Raw genomic sequence first — 17,205 nt, 5'->3', positions numbered from 1 at the left:
CCCCTCGGTGACGCTTCGAGAGGGCGGTTCCAGGGACGTGGTGTCTGTTCCCCGGACCGCCCCGCACCAATGGCCGCCGGGTGGTGGCCCCGAGTCGGCTGTTAGCGCTCACACTTCTTCTTCCCTGTCGCGGTTCCTTCTCTGTCAGACGGCTGTGGTGGCAGGTCGAGCCAATACGAGACGAAGAGGCGACGTCAAGGAGGGCACCTCGCGCCCGCGGCGGGGCGACGGACGGGCGTGCGGCTCATCAGGCGTTATCGGGGGTCGCCCGCCGTGACGGCAAGGGCGTCTCTCTGAAACTTTCGCCCATGCTTGACAACTTTCGGAGAGGTTTCCAGACTGTATTCCCGAGAAGGCCTCCTCCCGCCAGGTGGTGGTGCGCGGTGAGGACTGCCGTTCACGATGCCCTGGTGGTGTGCGTTCCCTGAGCACGGGACGCGGCGTCGATCGCGTATCCGCTTTTTCCGTGATTCAGTCTGGAGCACTCAGTCATGGGCGACAAAGCCATACTTCCGCCGCGGCCTCTCAAGCGCTCGCGGCTCCTGATCGCCGCCGCCGGCGTGATCGGCGTGGCCATCGCGGTGACGGTACCGACCGCGCCGGCCGGTGCGGCGGCCAGTACGCTCGGCGCGGCCGCCGCGCAGAGCGGGCGGTACTTCGGCACCGCCATCAGCGCGGGCAGGCTCGGCGACTCGCAGTACACCACGATCGCCAGTCGCGAGTTCAACATGGTGACGGCCGAGAACGAGATGAAGATCGACGCCACCGAGCCGAACCGGGGCCAGTTCAACTTCACCAACGGCGACCGCGTCTACAACTGGGCCGTGCAGAACGGCAAGCGAGTCCGCGGCCACACCCTGGCCTGGCACGGCCAGCAGCCCGGCTGGATGCAGTCCCTGTCGGGCAGCTCGCTGCGCCAGGCGATGATCGACCACATCAACGGCGTCATGGCCCACTACAAGGGCAAGATCTACGCCTGGGACGTGGTCAACGAGGCCTTCGCCGACGGCAACTCCGGCGGCCGGCGCGACTCCAACCTGCAGCGCACCGGCAACGACTGGATCGAGGTCGCCTTCCGCACCGCGCGCGCCGCCGACCCGGCCGCCAAGCTCTGCTACAACGACTACAACATCGACAACTGGACCTGGGCCAAGACCCAGGGCGTCTACAACATGGTCCGGGACTTCAAGCAGCGCGGCGTGCCGATCGACTGCGTGGGCCTGCAGTCGCACTTCAACAGCGGCAGCCCGTACAACAGCAACTACCGCACCACCATCTCCAGCTTCGCCGCCCTCGGCGTCGACGTGCAGATCACCGAACTCGACATCCAGGGCGCCTCCCCCACCACCTACGCCGCCGTGACCAACGACTGCCTGGCCGTGCCGCGCTGCGCCGGCATCACCGTGTGGGGCGTACGCGACCAGGACTCCTGGCGCTCGGGCGACACCCCGCTGCTGTTCAGCGGCGGCAACAAGAAGCCCGCCTACGACGCGGTCCTCAACGCCCTCAACGCCGCCAACCCCAACCCCGACCCCACCCCCACGCCGACCCCGACCCCGACCCCGACGCCGACTCCGGTCCCGGACGGTTGCGAGGCGACGATCACCACGACCAACAGCTGGCAGGGTGGCTTCCAGTCGACGGTGACCGTCCGGGCGGGCAACGCGCCGATCAACGGATGGACCGTGCGGTGGACCTGGCCCGGCGGGCAGAGCATCAGCAGCCTGTGGAACGGCCAGCACAGCGTGTCCGGCTCCAGCGTCACCGTACGCAACGCCGCCTACAACGGCTCCATCGCCGCCGGCGGCTCCACGACCTTCGGGTTCACCGCGAACGGCACCGCGGCCACCCCGACCGCCACCTGCACCAGCCCCTGACGGCGGTCGACCACGATGAGGAGAGTACAGATGCGTCTGCCCTGGCGAGCGCGGCCACCGCGCCCCTCCGCCGGCACGACCGCGGCGCCGCCCCGGCGGGCCTCGCGTCGCGGCCTCGTGATCGGCGCCGTCGCAGTCCTGCTCGCCGGAGCGGGCCTGCTGACCATGCAACCCGCCCAGGCCGCCGTCGCCTGCCGGGTCGACTACACCATCAGTTCGAGCTGGTCGGGCGGCTTCAACGCCGGCGTCACCATCAACAACCTCGGTGACGCTGTCAACGGCTGGCGGCTGACCTGGTCCTTCGGCGCCGGCCAGCAGATCACCCAGATCTGGAACGCCACCCAGACCCAGTCGGGCTCGTCGGTGACCGCCACCAACGTCTCCTACAACGCCTCCATCCCCTCCGGCGGCAGCGTCAACTTCGGGTTCAACGGCTCGTGGACCGGCAGCAACCCAGTGCCCACGTCGTTCGCCCTGAACGGCGTGACCTGCGGCAACCCCGGCACCCCCACGCCGACCCCCACCCCCACCCCCACACCGACGCCCACCCCGACCGGCACGTGCACCCTTCCGTCGACGTACCGCTGGACCTCGACCGGCCCGCTGGCGACCCCGAAGTCCGGGTGGGTCTCACTCAAGGACTTCTCCACCGTCGTCTACAACGGCAAGCATCTCGTCTACGGGACGACGCACGACATGGGAACGGCGTGGGGCTCGATGAACTTCAGCCTCTTCACCAACTGGTCCGACATGGCCTCGGCCAGCCAGAACACCATGTCCTCGTCCACCGTCGCGCCCACGCTCTTCTACTTCGCCCCCAAGAACATCTGGGTGCTCGCCTACCAGTGGGGCGCGACCGCCTTCTCCTACCGGACCTCCAGCGACCCCACCAACCCGAACGGCTGGTCATCGCCACAGGCGCTCTTCTCCGGAAGCATCTCGGACTCCGGAACAGGCCCCATCGACCAGACGCTCATCGGTGACGGCACGAACATGTACCTGTTCTTCGCCGGGGACAACGGCAAGATCTACCGGGCCAGCATGCCCATCGGAAACTTCCCGGGCAGTTTCGGCAGCACCTCGACGGTGATCATGAGCGACTCGAGGAACAACCTGTTCGAAGCCGTCCAGGTCTACAAGCTCCAGGGCCAGAACCGATACCTCATGCTCGTCGAGGCGATCGGCGCGCAGGGCCGCTACTTCCGCTCGTTCACGGCCACCAGCCTGGACGGTTCCTGGACCCCCCAGGCCGCAACCGAGAGCAACCCCTTCGCCGGCAAGGCCAACAGCGGCGCCACCTGGACCAACGACATCAGCCACGGCGATCTGGTCCGCAGCAACCCCGACCAGACGATGACCGTCGATCCCTGCAACCTGCAGTTGCTCTACCAGGGACGCAACCCCAGCTCCGGCGGCGACTACGGCCTCCTGCCCTACCGGCCGGGCCTGCTGACCCTGCAGCGCTGATGACATGACACGCGGGGTGACGTAGAGCGAATCTCCCGCGGCACAGAGCGGCCTTCCGGTGGCGACGGTGGTCACCCCAGCCCCGTCACCGACCGGAAGGCCCGCGCTGCGGGCGAACAGCCGGGGTTCGCAGGGCACATCCGTCCCTGGCTCCTCGCCCATGATGGGAGTCCGACACGTCCGCAGTTCTGGACGGCAAGGCAGCGCCGGTGACCGGCGGCAGCCGCGGCATCGGCAAGGCGATCGCGCTCCGCTCGCCGCGGACTGGGCGGATGTGGCGGTGACCTGCCGGCACGGCACCGACCAGGCCCGCGCCGTGATGGAGCAGGTCAAGGCACTGGGGCGCCGGGCCGTGGTCCTCCAGGCCGACGCCGGTGACCCCGCGACGAGCCTCGCCATCAACGTGCGCGCGCCGTTCATCGCCGCTCAGATCGCGTCAAGGCACATGACTCGGCCTGGCCGGCCGTACCCCTTCCCCGGCATCACTCTGTACGCCAGGGCAGCCTCACCGCCTGACTCCTTGCCGGTCCGCGAGGAAGCACAAGAGCGAAAAGGCCGTCGGGAACCCGGCTGTCCCCCGGCGGTCTTCGAGACCGTCCAGGGCATCTGCGCTGTCAGAGGCGCCTGTGACGATACGGCATGCCTGCGCAGATCCCTTGGTGAGCGCGACCTTGCAGACATGCTCAGGTGGCAGACATTATCGTTAACATCGTGATCATCTGGGTCGCCTCGTTCCCCCGATCAGGCAACACCTTCCTCCGCATCATCCTCAAGCAGCTGTACGGCGTGCGCACCTCCACCGTCTACGACGTAGACGGCGTGGCCGCGCGGCTTGGCCCTGACCTGATCGGCTTCGAGGAGCGCCCCTCTTCGATCGAGGAAATGCGCGCCTCCGAGAAGCTGCATTTCGTCAAGACGCACCGGCAGCGTGCCGGGGAAGAGGATCGCGCGATCTGTCTCGTCCGAGACGGCCGCGACTCCATAACCTCATGGGCCCACCTGACCGGTGCGCCTGATATCGAGGCCGAGATCCGCACGATGATCAACCGGCGTGACGAGGTAGGGACGGGCAGCTGGGGCCGGAACGTACTGAGCTGGCTACGTCCGCCCGCGCCCCATCGCGTGATGCTCCGCTACGAGGAGCTGATCCGCGAGCCGCGACGGACCGTCGAGAAGGTGCTGGCCACGCTGGCGCCGGCCCTACGGCCACTGCCTGACGCCCGCATTCCCACCTTCGCAGAGCTCCACCAGGTCGATGGCGGCTTCTTCCGGAGAGGACACACGGGCACACACTCGGACGAGCTGCCAGAGGAGCTGCACCAGCTCTTCTGGTCCCGCCCCGACAACGTCACGGCCATGGAGCTGCTTGGATATACGCGCGATGCGTGAACGGCAGGTCCGCCCTTGCGTTCCCGTTCCAGGGAGACCGGGCGATGAGCCCGTCCGCACGCCGCAGGCAGGCGGGCGGTCACGACCGGCATGCCGTCATCCGCCCGTACGTCGTCACGACGCCCCCAGAGCCCACCCCCGCACTGTGCTTTCCGTGCAGGCGACGGCGATGCTGACGCCGTTGAAGGCGGTGACGGTGAGCGCCGTGATCTCTCCTGACCGCAACGCGTCTCCAACCTCTCCTCTCGTGGTCAGGTCCCACACCTGGATCCCCCCGTTGACATGGTCGGCGACGACGATGGGGCGGCCGTTCAGCGTCCCGGACGCGATCCTGCTGACCGCGGTCGACCCGAAGGTCGTGCCGATGAGCTTCCCGGCAACCAGGTCCCACATGCGCATGCCGACGCCGTAGGAAGCGACGGCGACCGGCTTCCCGTTGAGCGTGCTGACGGCCAGCCCGTAAATCGTCTTGCCGTGGCGCAGTGCCTTGCCTACCTCGCCGCTGGTGTCGAGGTCCCACAGCCGCAGCTCGTGATCGTACCCGCCGACGACGGCCACGGTCTTGCCCTTCACCTGAGCCAGCGCCATGTCGTTGATCTGGTAATGCTCTGGCATCTCGATGGCCGCGGCGATCTGGGTGCCCTTGTTCATGTCCCAGACGCGTATGTCCACCCGGCTGAGGGCGACGGCGACATCCTTGCCGTTCAGGCCGCCCACTGCCACAGCGAAGATGTCCTCGGTGGCTTTCAACGTGGAGCCGATCTGCTTGAGGTCGTTGAGATTCCACAGCCGCACCCCCGCGTCCCAGCAGCCGGTGACGGCGATGGGCTGCCCCCGGAGCCTGCCGAGGGCCACCGTCTCGACCCTGCTGCCCGTCTTGACGGAGGCGACCTGCTTTCCGGCGACCAGATCCCATACCCGCAAAGTGCCCTGGTCGGGGTCATCCGGCATGGGCGGGTTCCCATGGGGCAGGCCGTCGCCTGTCACGGCGATCACCCTGCCGTTCAGGGCGCCGGCCGCCACGGCGTAGATCGACATGTCGGGGTCGGCGGACATGGTTGGGCCAAGGCTTGTGCCGTAGTCAGGGACGCCGGCGGTACGCGTGGCACCAGGCTTCGGACCGGATGAGCCCGTGCCCGTCGGCAGGGCGGTCCCTGCGTTTCTCAGCCAGGCCGGGATGTTGATGGCCGCCACCGTGGCGACCGTGGCGGCCGTGGCGCCGGCGACCGTACCCGTGGCGATCAGCAGACGGCGGCGGCTCAGCTGCGGCCGCTTCTGCTCCGGCACCGCGGGGGACGCGGTATCGGGAGGCGGGGTGGACCTTCGCGCCCTGAGCGGCCGTGTGGCGTCATCCTCCGGGAACGGGTGGGCGGCGGCGTTGCGGGTGAAGGCGAAGCTGTGCGCGGTGTCGGTGCCGCGCTGGTTGGGGTCCGGCAGGCCGAGGGCGCGCAGGCGCCGGCGCAGATGGGTGTACAGGGTGCCCAGCGTGAGAGGGTCGCCCTGGCCGGGGATGCCGGAGCGGATCAAGTCCAGAAGCTGTTCGGTGAAAGAGGTGCAGGCGGTGGCCTGCTCGTCGGGCGGCGGCACGTGGGCGGCCAGGTCGCTGGCGGTCAGCGTGTACACGCCACGCACGTCGGTGTAGTCGGCGAGCAGCGCCGCCTCGTCGGCGAGGGTCTCGATGGCTCGGCCCGAATAGCAGCAGTCCAGGATGGCCGCCTTCACCCGGGCCGGGCTGTCGCGGAAGGCGGCCCTGAGCCGGGCGTACTCCAGACTGGTCAGGTCGGCGGCGTCGGCGTCGGTGTCGGACAAGATGAGACACAGCTCGCCGGTGGGGGTCAGGGTGCCATGGCCGACGTAGTAGAACAGCAACACGTCGCCGGTCTCCTGGGCGAGCCGCCGGATCGTCGTGGCCACCTGCCGGTTGTCGGAGGGGTTCGCCAGCACGGTGACGCGGTCGGCCGGCCAGCCGCAGAGGCGCTGGTCCGTGAGAACCGCTTCCATGGCCCTGAGGCTGTTGGAGGCGGCGGGCACGGCGGGGAAACGCTCGTCGCGATAGACGGACACCCCGATGAGGATCGCGCGAGAGTCAGCCCAGTGCGGGTCAGGTCCGCTCATTGCCGTCGGTCCCAGGCTTGAGCACCTCATGCAGCAGTGGTAAGACGTCACCGATCCGCTTGGCGTCCACCGTCACGCTGCCCGTCTCCGTCGTGACGGTGACGCTCACATCGGAGTGGCGATTGGTCAGCCAGGTGGTCAGAGCCCTGGCGAGGGCAAGACCCGCGCCGCCCGATCCCAAGGCGACCGACAGCAGCTCGACCGCTCCGCCGAGCTCCTGCGGCCCGGGTGGGCGCGCCTGCGGGCGTACACGTCCCTGCAGGTCCCGCTGGCTCCGCAACCAGGCGGTCAGCGAAGCCATCTCGCCGATCGGGTCGCTGTGGCTGATGCGAAGCTCGGCGTCCATGCCTTCTCCTGCCGCTCAGCGTCCGGACTGAGGGACGCGGAATGCAAGCGCCCGTCGGACGCCTGTGTGCGGGACTGCGACCCCCCGACCGCCACACCAAATCTTTCCAGGAAAAGACTGCTGCGGCGAGGGACCACCCATGACGTCAAGGAGTCCGTGCCGCCGAATCGTCCACGCGTCCGGTCTGGAGGAGCTGTCGCGCGAGGAGCTGATCACTCTGCGCGCGTGCTCATGGCCGAGAACACCGCGCCGGCACGGCAGGCGGGGTTTCGCAGGTCGAAGGTCACTTGGCCAGGTGGCGGCTGATGACCATTCTCTGGATCTGGTTGGTGCCCTCGAAGATCTGCATGATCTTGGCCTCGCGCATGTAGCGCTCGACCCGGAACTCCCGCGTATACCCATACCCCCCGAAAACCTGCACCGCGTCCGTAGTCACCTTCATCGCCGTGTCCGTCGCGACCAGCTTGGCGATGCTGGCCTGCTTGCTGTACGGCAGGCCCGCGTCGCGGCGCCGGGCGGCGTCGAGGTAGGTGGCCCGCGCGCTCTCCACCCCCGCCGCCATGTCCGCCAGCAGGAACCCGAGCCCCTGGTGGTCGATGATCCGCTTGCCGAACGTCTGGCGCTCCTTGGCGTAGGCCACGGCCTCGTCGAGCGCGGCCTGTGCGAGGCCGGTGGCGCAGGCGGCGATGCCGAGGCGGCCCGAGTCGAGCGCGCTGAAGGCGATCTGCAGCCCCTGGCCCTCCTCGCCGATCAGCCGCTCCTCCTCCAGGACCGCCCCGTCCCAGTGGGCGCTGGTGGTCGGTACGGCGTGCAGGCCCATCTTCTCCTCCGGCCGCCCGAACGTCAGCCCGTCGGCGGCCCCCGGCGCGAGGAAGCAGGAGATGCCCCGCGCCCCCTCCCCCGTCCGGACGAACAGCGCGTAGAAGTCGGCCAGGCCGCCGTGGGTGATCCACGCCTTGTTGCCGGTGATCCGGTAGCCGGTCTCCACCCGCTCCGCCTTGCAGGTCAGCGCCCCGGCGTCGGATCCGGCCTGGGGCTCCGACAGGCTGTAGCCGCCGATCAGGCGCCCGGCCAGCATGTCGGGCAGCCACCGCTCCCGCTGCGCGGGGGTGCCGTAGGCGGCGACGGGGAAGCAGGCGAGGGTGTGCACGCTGGTGGCGACCGCGACGGCCGCCCACCGCATCGCCAGCTCCTCGATCACCTGCAGGTAGACCTCGTACGGCTGCCCGCCCCCGCCGAGCTCCTCCGGGTACGGCAGCCCGAGCAGCCCCGCCGCGCCCAGCGTGGCGAACAGCCCCTCCGGGTACGTCTCGGCCCGCTCGTGCTCGTCGACCCGGCGCGCGAGCTCCTTGTCGGCGATCTCGCGGGTCAGCTCGATGAGATCCCTGGCGTCCTGGTCGGGCAGCAGCCGGTCAACGGTCACGATCTCTCCTGGCTCGTAACGGGCTCGTCCAGCCGCGCGAGCGCGGCCCTGGCGCGGTCGCGGAACTCGGCGACCCGGGCGAGCTTGATGTCCTCGTACCCCCGGATCAGGTCGGGCAGGCCCGCGATCTCCGCGACCGTCTCGGCGCTGCCGGGCGTGAGCCTGTCCAGCGCGGTCCGCATCAGGTCGCGGTATTCGACGACCAGCTCGCGTTCGACCCGGCGTACGCGGGCGTGGCCGAAGACGTCGAACGTCGTGCCGCGCAGCACCCTGGCGGCCCGCAGCCCGCGGAACAGGACCCCGGCGGAACGGCGTACCTTGATCTTACGCTTGAGCCCCATCGCCCGCAGCAGCGGCGGGTGCAGCAGCACCGACACGACCGCGTCCGGGCCGTACTCGCGCTCCCTGCGCTCCTTCTCGGCGGGGTCGAGGTGCAGGCGGGCGACCTCGTACTCGTCCTTGTAGGCCATGAGCTTGTGCAGGGCGCGGGCGTACGCGAGCCCGATCCGGGCGCCCGCCTCCTCGCCCGCCCGCTTGACCGCGGTGGCCGCCACCTGCCGCACGTCCTCCTCGTACGAACGGGCGTAGGCGGCGTTCTGGTAGCCGGTCAGGTCGGCGACCCGGGTGGCCAGCACCGCGTCCAGCCCGTCGTCCAGCCCGTCGTCCAGTCCCTCGTCCAGTCTCTCGGAGACCGTGGTCTCCGAGGGAGCGGGAGTCCCGGCCACGGTGGCGCGGCCCCAGCGGAAGGCGGCGAGGTTCTGCTCGACGGCGGCCCCGTTGAGCGTGATGGCCCGCTCGATGGCGGCGGCGGAGACCGGCAGGCAGCCGTGCTGGTAGGCGGCGCCGAGGAGGAGCAGGTTGACCGGCATGTGGTCGCCGAACAGGCTCTCCGACAGCCCCTGGGCGTCCAGGCACTCGACGCGCCTGGTGGCGGACTCGACGCGGGCGACCGCGTCCGCGTGCCCCGGCACGGCCGCGCGCCCGGTCACCATGGCGGCGGTCGGGACGATGGCGGTGTTCAGGATGGCGACGGTGCGTTCGGGCGAGGCCGTGGCCAGGTTCGACTCGGCCGCCGCGCCCAGCAGGTCGAACCCGAGCAGCACGTCCGCGCTCCCCGGCGTGGCCCGCACGGAGCCCTCCAGGGGCCGCGCCGAGATCCGCACGTCGCTGACCACGGGGCCGCCCTTCTGCGCCAGCCCGGTCTGGTCGAGCCCGGAGGCGTGCAGGCCGTCGAGGTGGGCCGCCATCTGCAGGATCTGCGAGACGGTGACGACGCCGGTGCCGCCGATGCCGGGCATCCGGACCAGGGCCTCGCCGGGGCGGCTCGCGGGCTCCGGCACGTCGGCGGGCGGCGGCGGAGCCTGGCGACGGCGTACGGTACCCGGCTCCACCAGCAGGAACGACGGGCAGTCGCCCTTGAGGCAGCTCAGGTCGGAGTTGCAGGAGGCCTGGTGGATGCGGGTCTTGCGGCCGTACTCGGTCTCGACCGGCTGCACGGACAGGCACGTCGACACCTCGCCGCAGTCGCCGCAGCCCTCGCAGACCCGCTCGTTGATCACGACCTTCTCCGTGGGAGTGGGCAGCTTGCCGCGCTTGCGCAGCCGCCGCTCCTCGGCCGCGCACCGGTCGTCGTGGATCAGCACGGTCACGCCGTCGAGGGCGGCCAGCTCCTTCTCCACCTCGGGCAGGTCGTCGCGGTGCCGCACCGACGCGATCCCCGCCAGCCGCACCCCCCGGTACGTCTCCGGCTCCGGCGAGGTGACCACGATCCGGCGCACGCCCTCGATGGCCAGCTCGTGCGTCAGCGCCGGCACGTCCAGCCGGCCCTCGGCGCGCTGGCCGCCGGTCATGGCCACGGCGTCGTTGTAGAGCAGCTTGTACGTCATCGTCACCCCGGCGGCGACCGCGGCCCTGATCGCCAGGGAGCCGGAGTGGTGGAAGGTGCCGTCGCCGAGGTTCTGCACGAAGTGCCGGTCCTCGGTGAACGGCGCCAGCCCGAACCACTGCGCGCCCTCGCCGCCCATCTGCGTGAGGCCCACCTGGGTGCCGCGGCCGTGGCCGTCCAGGGCGATCATGGCGTGGCAGCCGATGCCGACGCCGACCAGCGTGCCGTCGGAGGTGCGGGTGGAGGTGTTGTGGGGGCAGCCGGAGCAGAAGTACGGGGTGCGCGCGGCCACCAGGGGCAGCATGCGCCTCGGCCGGACCTTCTTGCGCGGGGCCGGGTCGATGCCCAGGCAGGTGGCGACGGCCTTGGCCACGTCCTCGGCGCCCAGGGTGCCGCGGGCGGTCAGCAGGTCCCGGCCCACGACCGCCGGCACCCGCTCCCGACCGTACAGGGCCTGCTTGAGCTGCCCCTCCAGGAACGGCACCTTGTCCTCGACCACCAGCACCCTGTCCAGGTCGGCGGTCATGGCGGCCAGGTCGTCGTAGGCGAGCGGGAACGGCATCCCGAGCCTGATCAGCCGGATCCCGCGCTCGTCCAGCGCCGTCTCGTCCAGGCCGAGGTCGGCAAGGGCGCGCAGGACCACCGCGTACGTGGTGCCGGAGGCCAGGATGCCCAGGGCGGTGTTGCCCGCTCCCGCCATCACCCGGTTGAGGCCGTGCTCGCGGGCGTACGCGCGGGCCAGGTCGAGGCGGCGGGTGAGCATGTCGTGCTCGGCGTCCAGCGCCGCGGGGCCGAGCAGGAGCGGTACGGCGCCGCGGTCTCTCTTGTCGGGCTCGGGGATGCCGGCGCGCAGCGGGCCGAGGTCCACCGTGGCGGAGGCGTCGGCGATGTCGGCGACGATCTTCAGCGCGGCCCAGAGCCCGGTGGCGCGCGACAGGGCCACCGCGTGCAGCCCGAACTCGACGATCTCCGCGACCGAGCCGGGCGCGAGCAGCGGCATGGACAGGCTCTGGCACATGGGCTCGCACGTGCTGGGCAGCGTGGAGGACTTGCAGCCGGGGTCGTCGCCGATCCAGGCCACCGCGCCGCCCAGGGGCGCCGTGCCGGCCGTGTTGGCGTGCCGGATGGCGTCGGCGGCGCGGTCGAGGCCGGGGTTCTTGCCGTACCAGAAGCCGGTCACGCCGTCGTGGCGGCGGCCCGGCACCTGGTCGAGCAGCTGGGTGCCGGCCACCGCCGTGGCGGCCAGCTCCTCGTTCAGGCCCGCCTGGAAGACCACGCCGGCCGGCTCCAGGAACCGCGCCGCCCGCTTCATCTCCAGGTCCACGCCTCCCAGCGGCGAACCCTGGTAGCCGGTGACGAACACGCGCGTGTCCAGCCCGTGTTCCTCGTCCAGCCGGCGCTGCTCCAGCGTCAGGCGCACCAGTGCCTGGATACCGGAGATGAGGACCCGGCCGTCGTGCGCCGTGTACTTGTCGTCGAGCGACACTGTTGGCTCGCTCACGGTCGAACCTCCTGGCCTCGTACGTGTGTGCCAAGCACAGCAACGCGGGATGATATGCGCAAGTATTAGATGAGAAAGTGCCCGCAAGACGCAAACTATGTGAACACTTGCCCATGGTGGCTGATGTTCTTTGCGCCGGACGAGGGGGTTCTCGCATGCCTGATGTGGACGACGTCGATCATCGCATCCTCCGGCTGCTGCGGGAGGACGGGCGCAGGACGTTCTCGGAGATGGCGGAGCTCGTGGGGCTGTCGGTCGCGGCGGTGAAGCGGCGGGTCGACCGGCTCAGGGAGCTCGGCGTGATCACGGGGTTCACGGTGCAGATCGACTACGCCAAGCTGGGGTGGGGGATCGAGGCGTTCACGGAGCTACGTTATCCGGGCACGACTCCCGTGAGCGAGATCGTCCGCACCGCCACGGACGTGCCCGAGGTCCAGGCGGTGTTCACCATCGCGGGCGACCCGGACGCGCTCATCCACGTGCGGGTACGCGACCTCGGGCACCTGCAGCAGGTCATCGACCGGCTGCGCCGGGCCGGGGACGTGACCGGGACCAAGACGCTGCTGGTGCTCGGCTCGTGGACCCGCGAGGCGCTGTCCCGTCGCGCCCGCTGAGCCTCACCGCTTCTTGCCCGCTTCGGCGGGGGCCCGGTTGCGGGTACGGTCTCGCGCCTGCTCACGGCGGGAGAAGTGCCAGACGAGCAGGCTGATCGCCAGCAGGACGGCGAGGCCCAGGCCGAGCCCCCAGCTCGACACCCCGGCCAGGGGGAGGTCGTCGCCCTCCGGCTCCGGCTCCTCGCCGCCGGACGCCGGCCGGGACCCGCGGCGGGCGGGCACCCCGCCGACCCCCACCTGGTAGCCGCCCTCATGGAGACCTTCCGGGTACGGCACCGCGCCCGGTCCGGCCTCCTCGCCGAAGTCCGTCTCGCCGGGGACCGGCTGGAGCGGGTCCTGAGCGGGGACCGGCTGGAGCAGGTCCTGGCCGGGCGGGAGCGGAACGTCATCCTCACCGGGGACGGGCTGCGCCGGCCCGGCGTCGTCGCCCGCAGTGGGACCCGGAGCGGGGCCCGGCTCGGCCGTGACGGAGGGCACCGGGTCGGCCGTGGGGCCGGGGGCCGGTTCCGTGGGAGTGTCGGGGCTCGGCGTCGGCCGTGGGGCCGGGGCCGGATCGGGTATCGCGGACGCGCAGCCGCCGCCCCCGGCGGGGCCCTCCACCGGCGCGTCCTCCGAACCGCCCGGGTTGCCGGGGCCGCAGTCGTCGACCGCGCCGTCCGGGCCTGCGGCCTCCGGACGGCCCCTGACCCGCATTCGGGTCGGGCTGACCATCCGGGTCGTGCCGCTGCCCATCCCCCAGGCCGTGACCTCGACGCGGTTGAGGACGTGCGCGCCCTCCGGGAGCTCCGGGTCGATCCTCACCGGGATCTCGTAGCTCACGCTCTGCCCGGCGGGGAGCGTCAGCCCGGGCCCGCCGCAGGCGACGGCGCCGCCGTGCCTGATGAGGGAGCAGTCGTCGGGGATCGGGCCCGGGATGGCGTTGCGGTCCAGGGTGTCGATGACCGTCACGTTCTGGGCGGCCCGCTCTCCGGCGTTCGTGACGGTGACCGCGTAGACCGACTCCCCGCCGATGACCATCGGCTCCGGGCTGACGGTCCCGATGATCCGCAGGTCCGGGCCTCCTGGCACGTGGAACGCGGCCGGAACGGCGCCGGACAGCGGCGGCGGGGCGGAGCCGTACGCTCCCGTCCACCCGCCCACGGCGAGGAGCGCGATGACCGCCGCGATCCCGGGCATGCCCATGTCGTCCTCCCGCCTGACCGCGCCGCTCGACCGGGGACGATCCTCCTCTCACCCGCCCGGCCCGCGGGGCGGCCCGACCGGAACCATGCGCCGCCATGGCGAACCCTTTGCCCGCCAGGCGTCCCGCGCCGAACACCCGCCCGGCAGGCGTCCCCCGCCGAACACCCGCCCGGCAGGCGTTCCGCGCTCGACGAACATCCGCTCGCCGCGGATCGAGGACGCGTACCGTCGGGGTCATGCCCGATGTCGCGCGCTACGACGAGATCGCCGACTTCTACGCCTCCGGCTGGACCGACGCCATCGACGACCCGGCCTCCGCCCGCCTGCTCGACCTGCTGGGGCCGGTCGCGGGCGGGCGGGTGCTGGAGATCGCCTGCGGCCACGGCCGCGTCAGCCGCGAGCTGGCCCGCCGGGGCGCCGCCGTCGTGGGCGTGGACGTCTCACAGGCCCTGATCGCGAAGGCGAGGGCCGCCGAGCGCGACGCGCCGCTGGGCATCCGCTACCTGCACGCGGACGCCTCCCGGCCTTCGGTCCTGCGGGAGTTCCCCCCGTTCGACGCGGTGGTCTGCAACTTCTGCCTCTCCGACATCGACGACCTCGAAGGCGCCGTCGCGACCGCCGCCGGCGCGTTGCGGCCCGGAGGGGTCTTCGCCTGCTCGATCCTGCACCCGTGCTTCCCCGGCGGCCCGGGGGTGTCCGGCTCCTGGCCGGGGGACGCGCGTTACCACGCCGAGGGCTGGTGGCGCGCCGACGGGGAGCTTTCCGCGCTGCGCCGCCAGGTGGGCGCCAACCACCGTACGCTCTCGACGTACGTCAACACCTTCCGCCGCCACGGCCTGTGGGTGGACGAGCTCGCCGAGCCCGAGCCGGCTCCCGAATGGGCGGCGAAACGGCCGGAAGCTGCCCGCTTCCCCGTGTTCCTCGTCATGAAGTGCGTCAAGGAATGACAGGAAGCGGGGGCGTTGTCGTGAGAAATCCGGAGATGGCGGGAGAGTTAGCGGCGGCCAGGGCGTCCCAGGGGGCACGTCGGCGTTCGTCGGCTTCTCCCTCCTCCTCGCCGTCGACCTCTACCGCTTCACCACCCTGATCACTCACTGAGGCGGAAGGTAGGGCGGGAGGTTGAAGCGGGTGCGGATGGCCCGCTGGACCGTCGCCTTGTCCGCCCGGGCGTCGACGGTCATCACGTACTCCTTGCGCCGGAACAGCTCCACCACCGGGTCGATCTTGCTGTGGTGCTCGCGCAGGCGTCTGGCCAGGGCGTCCGGGGTGTCGTCCGCGCGCGAGACCAGCTCGCCGCCGCACACGTCGCACCGGCCCTCCTCCGCCGGCCGGTGGGCGATCAGGTTGTAGTCCATGCCGCAGCGTGAGCACAGGCGGCGGGCCAGGACGCGGCGGCGCACCTCCTCGTCCGGCAGGTCCAGGTGGATCACGCCGTCGATGTCGTAGCTCTCCAGGAAGAACTCCGCCTGGCGGCGGTTGCGGGGGAAGCCGTCGATGATGAAGCCGTAGTTCCAGTCGTGCTGCTGGAGCCGGTCCCTGACCACGGACTCCACCAGGTCGTCCCCCACCAGCTCGCCGGCCGCGACCAGGCGGCGGACCTGGGCGCCCAGCTTGGTGTGGTTCTTGACGTGCCAGCGGAAGATGTCGCCGACGCTGATGTGCACGAGGTCGAGGTCGCCGGCGAGCATGGCGCTCTGGGTGCCCTTGCCGCTGCCCTGAACGCCGAGGATCACGTATTTGCGCATATGACCCACACTCCCACGGCCAGCTCATCGAAGGTGTGTGGTGTGGCGGCACCCGGAGCACACCACACCACACACGTCCTTCACCGAGGGGGTGAACTGCCAGTTTGCGGAAATTTCCGAAATGTGTCAATAAATCATAGAAACGTATCGGGCGCGTAGGCCGCCGCCGATCGCGACTACCTGCTATAACGTGGGAGAACTCTTACCGAAACATTTCATTCCTCGTGAAACTTGCGCAGCGTGAGTTGATACGTAGATTTCCGGATGCTTCACACAGCGGTTGTGCCGGAAGGTGGGTTCATGCGCGCGCTGACCGTGTTCCTGTCCAGCCTGCTCCTCGCCACGACACTCTCGGCTCCCGCCGGGGCGAAACCGCTCGCCCTGACGTCCGACGTCGTCTTCCAGCGGGCCGACTTCGCCACCGGCACGTACGAGGGCACCACGGCCGGCGACGGCCTGTCGTTCGCCACGGCCGCCGGCACCGTCTCCTACACCGACGCGCTCGGCACCAGGACCTGGGAGTACGCCCGCTGGACCGGCCCCGAGCGGGCCATCGGGTTCGACGCCACCGAGCTGATCGCCTCCTGGACCGCGGACGTGCCCCCGGGCAGCTGGATGCAGGTCGAGGCCCGGGCCAGGAACGCCGAGGGGCTGACCAAGTGGTTCTCGCTCGGCCGCTGGGCGTACGCGGAGGGCGACATCCGCCGCACCTCCGTGCCGGGACAGGGCGACGCCGACGCGAACGTCTCGGTGGACACGCTGGTCGCGGCGGCAGGCAAGCCCGTCACCGCCTACCAGCTGCGCCTCACCCTCTACCGCGCGCCCGGCTCCGCGGTCACGCCGCGCGTGCGCACCTCCGGCGTCATGGCCTCCAACGTGCCCGACCGCAAGACCGTGCCGGTCAGCCCGGGCGGGGGCGCGTGGGGGACGGAGCTCGCCGTGCCGCGCCGCTCCCAGAACGCCCACCAGGGCCACTACCCCGAGTGGGACGGCGGCGGCGAGGCCTGGTGCAGCCCGACCTCGACCACCATGGTCCTCGGCTACTGGGACAGGTGGCCGAGCGCGCAGGACACCGCCTGGGTCGCCCCCTCCGACCCGAACCCAGAGGTCGACTACGCCGCCCGCTACACCTACGACCACGCCTACCAGGGCGCCGGCAACTGGCCGTTCAACACCGCCTACGCCGGACGCTACGGGATGGACGGGTTCGTCACGCGGCTGCGGTCGCTGACCGAGCTGGAGCAGCTGATCAAGGCGGGCATCCCGGTCATCACCTCGCAGTCGTTCAAGAAGGGCGAGCTGCCCGGCGCCGGCTACGGCACCAACGGGCACCTCATGGCGATCGTGGGCTTCACCTCGTCGGGTGACGTGATCGCCAACGATCCCGCGTCGTCCTCCAACGCCGCCGTGCGGCACGTCTATCCCCGGGCGGACTTCGAGAACGTGTGGCTGCGGAGCTCCAGCAGCGGCGGCGTCACGTACATCATCCACCCGCCCGGCCACGAGCTGCCGGCCACGACGCCGGGGCTGCCCGCCAACTGGTGATCCCCGGCCCGGCGCGGGATCTCGACGGAAGGTCGGAAAGGTGCGTACCCTGGCAACCGGAAGTTGTCGGGGGATCACGGGGCGCGCTCGGAGCGGCGCCTCGTGGCACGTGCCGC

General features: G+C 70.9%; 12 protein-coding genes. 6 read left to right on the top strand and 6 right to left on the bottom strand.

Features of this window, described 5'->3' with window-relative positions; translation table 11 throughout:
* Positions 1 to 491: 491 nt before the first annotated feature.
* The 3 genes from HD596_RS27105 to HD596_RS27095 all read left to right on the top strand — a co-directional run bounded on the left by HD596_RS27105 (position 492) and on the right by HD596_RS27095 (position 4,733).
* On the top strand, positions 492 to 1,877 hold the full coding sequence (locus tag HD596_RS27105) for a glycoside hydrolase family 10 protein (protein ID WP_185072131.1): 1,386 nt from the start codon (positions 492 to 494) through the stop codon (positions 1,875 to 1,877).
* A gap of 30 nt (positions 1,878 to 1,907) precedes the next feature.
* Positions 1,908 to 3,344 (top strand): non-reducing end alpha-L-arabinofuranosidase family hydrolase, encoded by a 1,437-nt coding sequence (locus tag HD596_RS27100; protein ID WP_185072130.1) that lies wholly within the window; start codon positions 1,908 to 1,910, stop codon positions 3,342 to 3,344.
* A gap of 711 nt (positions 3,345 to 4,055) precedes the next feature.
* The gene (locus HD596_RS27095) at positions 4,056 to 4,733 is read left to right on the top strand and encodes a sulfotransferase domain-containing protein (RefSeq protein ID WP_185072129.1); all 678 of its coding nucleotides are present in this window, start codon (positions 4,056 to 4,058) and stop codon (positions 4,731 to 4,733) included.
* Positions 4,734 to 4,847: 114 nt separating this feature from the next.
* Here the strand turns inward: HD596_RS27095 and HD596_RS27090 are convergent, their stop codons facing one another.
* The 4 genes from HD596_RS27090 to HD596_RS27075 form a co-directional block, all read right to left on the bottom strand.
* A complete protein-coding gene (locus HD596_RS27090) occupies positions 4,848 to 6,848 on the bottom strand; it encodes a caspase, EACC1-associated type (protein WP_246554873.1) in 2,001 nt (666 codons plus the stop codon).
* Positions 6,835 to 7,194, bottom strand: coding sequence for an effector-associated constant component EACC1 (locus HD596_RS27085; protein ID WP_185072127.1), 360 nt, complete (start codon positions 7,192 to 7,194; stop codon positions 6,835 to 6,837). Before HD596_RS27085 ends, HD596_RS27090 begins: the two co-directional genes overlap by 14 nt.
* A 283-nt stretch (positions 7,195 to 7,477) precedes the next feature.
* Positions 7,478 to 8,617: an acyl-CoA dehydrogenase family protein gene (locus tag HD596_RS27080; protein WP_185072126.1), complete on the bottom strand. Its 1,140-nt coding sequence runs from the start codon at positions 8,615 to 8,617 to the stop codon at positions 7,478 to 7,480.
* Positions 8,614 to 12,003 (bottom strand): indolepyruvate ferredoxin oxidoreductase family protein, encoded by a 3,390-nt coding sequence (locus tag HD596_RS27075; RefSeq protein ID WP_185072125.1) that lies wholly within the window; start codon positions 12,001 to 12,003, stop codon positions 8,614 to 8,616. Before HD596_RS27075 ends, HD596_RS27080 begins: the two co-directional genes overlap by 4 nt.
* Before the next feature lie 155 nt (positions 12,004 to 12,158).
* Between HD596_RS27075 and HD596_RS27070 the strand changes: the two genes are divergently transcribed.
* Entirely contained in the window at positions 12,159 to 12,617 is a 459-nt protein-coding gene (locus HD596_RS27070) for an Lrp/AsnC family transcriptional regulator (RefSeq protein ID WP_185072124.1), read from the top strand.
* 3 nt (positions 12,618 to 12,620) lie between these two features.
* Here HD596_RS27070 and HD596_RS63910 read toward each other — a convergent pair whose 3' ends face one another.
* The gene (locus HD596_RS63910; RefSeq protein ID WP_185072123.1) at positions 12,621 to 13,799 is read right to left on the bottom strand and encodes a DUF11 domain-containing protein; all 1,179 of its coding nucleotides are present in this window, start codon (positions 13,797 to 13,799) and stop codon (positions 12,621 to 12,623) included.
* A 236-nt stretch (positions 13,800 to 14,035) separates the two neighbouring features.
* Here HD596_RS63910 and HD596_RS27060 point away from each other — a divergent pair, with 236 nt between their 5' ends.
* On the top strand, positions 14,036 to 14,746 hold the full coding sequence (locus tag HD596_RS27060; RefSeq protein ID WP_185072122.1) for a class I SAM-dependent methyltransferase: 711 nt from the start codon (positions 14,036 to 14,038) through the stop codon (positions 14,744 to 14,746).
* 144 nt (positions 14,747 to 14,890) lie between these two features.
* Here the strand turns inward: HD596_RS27060 and HD596_RS27055 are convergent, their stop codons facing one another.
* On the bottom strand, positions 14,891 to 15,544 hold the full coding sequence (locus HD596_RS27055) for an adenylate kinase family protein (RefSeq protein ID WP_185072121.1): 654 nt from the start codon (positions 15,542 to 15,544) through the stop codon (positions 14,891 to 14,893).
* A 300-nt stretch (positions 15,545 to 15,844) separates the two neighbouring features.
* Between HD596_RS27055 and HD596_RS27050 the strand changes: the two genes are divergently transcribed.
* Positions 15,845 to 17,089, top strand: a complete 1,245-nt coding sequence (locus tag HD596_RS27050) for a C39 family peptidase (protein ID WP_185072120.1) — start codon at positions 15,845 to 15,847, stop codon at positions 17,087 to 17,089.
* Positions 17,090 to 17,205 lie beyond the last annotated feature (116 nt).

Source organism: Nonomuraea jabiensis (genome assembly GCF_014204795.1).
Taxonomy (GTDB): Bacteria; Actinomycetota; Actinomycetes; order Streptosporangiales; family Streptosporangiaceae; genus Nonomuraea; species Nonomuraea jabiensis.
This window is presented reverse-complemented; position numbering and strand designations above follow the sequence as displayed.

What these genes read in the sequence shown, in the direction of transcription:
- HD596_RS27055 (WP_185072121.1), bottom strand. Translation starts at nt 15,544, where the DNA reads ATGCGCAAATACGTGATCCTCGGCGTTCAGGGCAGCGGCAAGGGCACC.
- HD596_RS27085 (WP_185072127.1), bottom strand. Translation starts at nt 7,194, where the DNA reads ATGGACGCCGAGCTTCGCATCAGCCACAGCGACCCGATCGGCGAGATG.
- HD596_RS27070 (WP_185072124.1), top strand. Translation starts at nt 12,159, where the DNA reads ATGCCTGATGTGGACGACGTCGATCATCGCATCCTCCGGCTGCTGCGG.
- HD596_RS63910 (WP_185072123.1), bottom strand. Translation starts at nt 13,799, where the DNA reads ATGGGCATGCCCGGGATCGCGGCGGTCATCGCGCTCCTCGCCGTGGGC.
- HD596_RS27100 (WP_185072130.1), top strand. Translation starts at nt 1,908, where the DNA reads ATGCGTCTGCCCTGGCGAGCGCGGCCACCGCGCCCCTCCGCCGGCACG.
- HD596_RS27050 (WP_185072120.1), top strand. Translation starts at nt 15,845, where the DNA reads ATGCGCGCGCTGACCGTGTTCCTGTCCAGCCTGCTCCTCGCCACGACA.
- HD596_RS27090 (WP_246554873.1), bottom strand. Translation starts at nt 6,848, where the DNA reads ATGAGCGGACCTGACCCGCACTGGGCTGACTCTCGCGCGATCCTCATC.
- HD596_RS27105 (WP_185072131.1), top strand. Translation starts at nt 492, where the DNA reads ATGGGCGACAAAGCCATACTTCCGCCGCGGCCTCTCAAGCGCTCGCGG.
- HD596_RS27060 (WP_185072122.1), top strand. Translation starts at nt 14,036, where the DNA reads ATGCCCGATGTCGCGCGCTACGACGAGATCGCCGACTTCTACGCCTCC.